Genomic DNA, 256 nt, shown 5'->3' with positions numbered 1-256 from the left:
GGGTGCCCGTCCACCGACCACCGCGAGGTGGTCATGAAACCACCGGAATCCGGCCGGCCAACGACCGCGCCGATAAGCGGATGATCAGCACCCGCCTGACCCAGCGCGACAGCATCGACAACAGGAGCCGAACGCAGCCAGTAATGCTGATGATCGAAGGCATACGTCGGCAGATCGACCTGGGTGGCGGCGGCACTGGCCGGGAGGACACCCGCCCAGTCGACGGGGACGCCCCGGACGAACAGTTCGGCCATCG

Annotated in this window: 1 protein-coding gene; it reads right to left on the bottom strand. The window is 67.2% G+C overall.

All coding sequences use genetic code 11. From position 1 onward, the window contains the following. Positions 1–256 (bottom strand): hypothetical protein (locus tag QQM72_RS40775; RefSeq protein WP_314225846.1); only part of this gene is annotated, 256 nt, incomplete at both ends.

It is taken from the genome of Streptomyces zaehneri (assembly GCF_032248645.1).
In the GTDB taxonomy this organism is placed as follows: Bacteria; Actinomycetota; Actinomycetes; order Streptomycetales; family Streptomycetaceae; genus Streptomyces; species Streptomyces coriariae.
Note: the sequence above shows the minus strand (reverse complement) of the source record. Positions and strands in the feature narration are given on the sequence as shown.